The sequence below is a fragment of the Bradyrhizobium sp. genome (assembly GCF_016462955.1).
Taxonomy (GTDB): Bacteria; Pseudomonadota; Alphaproteobacteria; order Rhizobiales; family Xanthobacteraceae; genus Bradyrhizobium.
Genome location: NZ_JAEMSD010000010.1, coordinates 1 through 3,933, shown reverse-complemented (window position 1 = coordinate 3,933; position 3,933 = coordinate 1). Strand labels below are relative to the sequence as shown.

At 59.0% G+C, this 3,933-nt stretch carries 4 protein-coding genes and 1 pseudogene; 2 read left to right on the top strand and 3 right to left on the bottom strand.

Going from position 1 to position 3,933, the window contains the following annotated elements:
• Positions 1-205: 205 nt before the first annotated feature.
• Positions 206-895 (top strand): HNH endonuclease signature motif containing protein, encoded by a 690-nt coding sequence (locus tag JHD07_RS02320; RefSeq protein WP_212065528.1) that lies wholly within the window; start codon positions 206-208, stop codon positions 893-895.
• A gap of 84 nt (positions 896-979) precedes the next feature.
• On the opposite strand, the gene JHD07_RS02315 is transcribed toward JHD07_RS02320, so the two are convergent.
• On the bottom strand, positions 980-1,450 hold the full coding sequence (locus tag JHD07_RS02315; RefSeq protein ID WP_100179065.1) for a DUF4411 family protein: 471 nt from the start codon (positions 1,448-1,450) through the stop codon (positions 980-982).
• 6 nt (positions 1,451-1,456) lie between these two features.
• A complete protein-coding gene (locus JHD07_RS02310) occupies positions 1,457-2,629 on the bottom strand; it encodes an ImmA/IrrE family metallo-endopeptidase (RefSeq protein WP_100179064.1) in 1,173 nt (390 codons plus the stop codon).
• 343 nt (positions 2,630-2,972) lie between these two features.
• Between JHD07_RS02310 and JHD07_RS02305 the strand changes: the two genes are divergently transcribed.
• The gene (locus JHD07_RS02305; RefSeq protein ID WP_212065527.1) at positions 2,973-3,665 is read left to right on the top strand and encodes a helix-turn-helix transcriptional regulator; all 693 of its coding nucleotides are present in this window, start codon (positions 2,973-2,975) and stop codon (positions 3,663-3,665) included.
• On the opposite strand, the pseudogene JHD07_RS02300 reads toward JHD07_RS02305, so the two are convergent.
• Positions 3,662-3,933: pseudogene (locus JHD07_RS02300) on the bottom strand (hypothetical protein); the annotation flags it as partial. The gene JHD07_RS02305 and the pseudogene JHD07_RS02300 overlap by 4 nt on opposite strands.

The window sequence follows — 3,933 nt, the reverse complement described above, 5'->3', positions numbered from 1 at the left end:
GATAGTCGAGCGGCTCCGCAGCCCGGAGGCGGATAAAGCCTGACCAATTGTCGAGAGTGTCTAACCATCGTAAACGCTTCTGTCGGCGGAATCGGGCTACGTCTGCGGGAACGCAAGTCAAACCTAAACCGCCGAGACCCCGAAGGCTCGGCGTCTACGTTCTCCCAGCGTGATCCACCAACAACGAAGAAGTCGACATAGCCAGATGCCCACGCGAAAGCAACTATCTCGCCCGGAACGCTTCGGACTCTGGAAGGCTTGGGATGGTTGCTGCGCCTGGTGCGCCGAGAAAGTCGTATTTAAAGACGTTCAGATCGACCACCTGATCCCGCTGGACGCTGTAGCTTCGGATGAAACGCGCGAGGAGATAGTCAGTCGATATTCCCTTCCAGCCGATTTCGATTTTTCGGGTCTTGAGAACCTGGTTCCCTCATGCTCCAGGTGCAATCGCCTGAAATCGAGCCAGGTCTTTGAACCTTCGCCTGCCCTTATCCTCTTTATTTCGTCCGTTCGCCTCAAGGCCGGCCTGGCGCGGCACATCGCGAACGCGTTCAACGCCGATGAGAAGAAAGAAAAGCTACTGGCGAAGGTCGAGGCCGCCGTGCACAGGGGTGACATAACCGAGTCGGACATTACCGAGCTTCTTGCTTCGCTGCCTGTGCTCGTCAGAAAGGCCGCGGTCGCACAGCCGGATGTGTACCTCCAGATCGCCCCTGGTTGGGAAGTGGTCGAGCAGCGCGGTCATCTCGTCACGGTTAGGGCATCAAGCGGTCGAACCGGTATCACGTCGACATCCGGTCATGCGAGCTGGATCTGTCCGTCCTGCGGACAAAATGGCCCGTGGAACGGCGTGATCTGTTTATCTTGCGGCAGGATGAGCGATCCCGGTGATTAAAAGCGAGGCGGCGTTATCTTGTTGGAAATGTCGAAATTGAACTGCCGACGGCGAGATACCAAGACTACTGGCGTTCAATCCAGATTAACCTAGCACCCAATCCTCTTCGTCGATCAGCTGCATGAGGTTCAGCCAGTCGACCTTCATCGCGTTGCAAACACCGGGAATCTTCGCGAGGCTGCCGGGGCCGGTTTCTTCGGTGATGACGGTGTAGTTGTTGACCTTGGCGAGCGCGATGACGAACGGGTCGGCCTGGAATTTTTCCTTACCAGCCGATATGAGGCCCGTGTAGGTGTTGACGATGTGATCCACCTGTTGCTGCACCAGTTCATCCGGTGCAATGAACATCGTTTCTCGCGGCTTTAGCCAGCCGTGCAGCTCTTCAGAGCGTTGCTTGTTGCATTCGCGGAGCACCAGTGTCGACGAGACCATTCGACCGTCTGTCACCAGCTGGTCCAGTTGCTCCCACAGTTTGGGAAAGCGATTGGGCTTGTAGCGCTCGTACCAGGCGGCGATCAGCGCGCTTGTATCGATGCAATAGATCTTTTTCGGCATGCCGGCTTAGCCCGTCATGCCAAAGGCCGCCTTTTCCATCACGGGAACGGTAGCAACCTTCATGTTCAAAAGACCTGCGACATCGCGCAGTGTGAAATATCGATCGTGATAGCCCTGAAAAATCAGCCGCGTGAAGCTCCGGCCGAGCTGGCTCAGCACCACGTAGTGGTACTTGGGGCCGCCTTCAGACGGTTCTTTCTTCTCGTCGAGCTGGGCATAGATCTTCTGGAATTCGGCGCGCTTGCTGTCATAGAAGGCCTGCGTCGTGCGGCCGAGCGTCAACAGGCGACGCAGCACGGCTTCCTGACTCACGCCGAACCGTAACGCGAGAGCGTCCAACTCATCATCCCGCCAGCTCTTCTGGCTGCCTTTTTGCGTGACCAGTTTTTCACTTAAAAGCCAGTCGCGCGGCATCAAAGCCGCGGCAGCCACGGCGTTGCAGAATTTCTCGACATCGGGGTGCGGAGCATCGTTCCGGTCACCGCCCATGTTGCTCACGCCGCTTTGGCGTAGCGCAAGATGGCAGAACTCGTGAAGAAGTGTGAACACGCGGCCGTTGCCGCGATCCTTGCCGTTGATGAGGATGACGGGCATCTTCTGCTCGGCCAGCGCGGTACCGCGCATCTCGCGGATTTTCAGCCGTGGGACCACGAAGACCAGCACGTCTTTGGCTTCGATCGCCATTCGCCAGCCATCGAACGCCTTGCGACCGAAGCGCTGTTGCTTGGCTTCGTTCACATCGAGGTACTTCCGGATCTCGCCACCAAACTCCTCGACATCACTCTTTAGGGTCGCTTTGAGGTCAAAAGTCTGGACCGGTTCGCCAAGTTCGTCGCGGACCGTCATCGCAATCTCGCGCCGCTCTCTGGCCAAGCGAATGCTGTAAGTCAGCTGCGGAGAAAAGCCTTCTTCGACGCCCGGAAGCCGGCGGAAATCCTGGATCGGCTGCCAGCCCTTCGGCGGTGCCTTGAGATAGAACAGGCTCACCGGACGCTTGTAGAGGTCGGCGATATCGAGGAGCTTGGCAAAGGTCGGCGTCTCATCGCCCTTTTCAAGCGCGCTCAAACGCTCGACATCAAGGTGAAGACGGCGTGCGGCCTCGTCCGGGCTAAACCCGGCTTGCTCCCGCGTCCATGCAAGCATGGCCGGGTTGATCAAGGCCTTTACACTCTTCGCCATCTTCGTGCTTCCCCGGCAAGATTCTACCCCGACCGTCAAGGGGCGGGCAGAACTTTCAGCAGTACCGGGCTAAAAAATCGTTCAGGTGTGCTCGCGCCGCCGCCCTTACCGGCAGGACGAATGCGAAGGGCTCCGCTGCTCGCCGAGACCCTTGCCGGTCGAGATAAGTCCTCCAGCACCCCGGTCAATAGGTGGAAGGTGGGATGAGTCAAAATCACCACGCAATTTCAATGAATTAGTGACCGCGGCGACGCGTGGACGGAAATCTGGCGGTGTACTGTCGGCATTCTGCCGTGTTCGGCTTGGCGGCGCAGGCCTATGCTTCGGAACATAGGAGGACGACATGACCACGACCGTACTTGATCCAAAGCTACTCGGCTTCTGGGCCCGCTGTGTCCGTGAGGCGCAGCACCTGTCCCAGGAGGCCCTGGCCGCCAATGCGTCGGTTAACATCAGGACGATCCAGCGCTTCGAGGCCGGCCAGCCTATCAACGTCATGTCGCGCCGGGCCGTGGCGAAGGCGCTCGGATATAAGAACCCCGACACGTTCGAGGACCCGCAGTTCATCACCGGTGTATTGTCGTTTTTCGATGGGCTCAAGGACCTGCAGCAGAAGGGCCTTGATGACCAGCACCCGGACCATGTGCGGATCGACGCGCAGCCGCTGGTCACCGGCGACGCGGCCGCCCATTTTGCCGACGTCGTCAACGCCGTGTCGTTCACGATCGACCCGGCTCTGACCGACGAGACCAAACAGGTCGCTGCCAGCTTCTGCGACTATGTCCAGGATCTGATGGACGTGGATGATTTTCCGGTTTCCAGCCGCCTTGGCTTCGCGAAGGACCTTGATGGCGTCCTGCAGGAGCTGCGCGGACTGGGTGCCAACGTCTATTCGGCCACCCGTGATCGCAAGTTTCGAGGAGCCGACTGGGGGGACAAACCCTCGTGGGAGATGACGGTAGGCTACCTCGCCATTGTTCCGGCCGACCGCGAGCTCACCCAACTCTATATTCCGCGCCGGATGAAGCTCGCCTAGCGCGAATCTCTCAGGTTGTCGTACTCGTCCAGGAGGAAGTGCAGGTAGCTGCGGATCAGATTGCAGAACAGGCGGGCCTCATGGGCCGAAAGCTCAGACTCGGCCGACAGCGTTGCCCCGTGCCGGACACCACCGCCCGTGGGCGAGGAAAGATAGCCATGGAGGGTTTTCATCCAGCCGATGGCCTGCTCTGCGACTTGGCCCTTGCGGTGGGTACGCAGCTCATCCGCGATCTTGTTGAAATACTTCCCCTGGATCGTGCCATCAC

What these genes read in the sequence shown, in the direction of transcription:
- JHD07_RS02320 (WP_212065528.1), top strand. Translation starts at nt 206, where the DNA reads ATGCCCACGCGAAAGCAACTATCTCGCCCGGAACGCTTCGGACTCTGG.
- JHD07_RS02315 (WP_100179065.1), bottom strand. Translation starts at nt 1,450, where the DNA reads ATGCCGAAAAAGATCTATTGCATCGATACAAGCGCGCTGATCGCCGCC.
- JHD07_RS02310 (WP_100179064.1), bottom strand. Translation starts at nt 2,629, where the DNA reads ATGGCGAAGAGTGTAAAGGCCTTGATCAACCCGGCCATGCTTGCATGG.
- JHD07_RS02305 (WP_212065527.1), top strand. Translation starts at nt 2,973, where the DNA reads ATGACCACGACCGTACTTGATCCAAAGCTACTCGGCTTCTGGGCCCGC.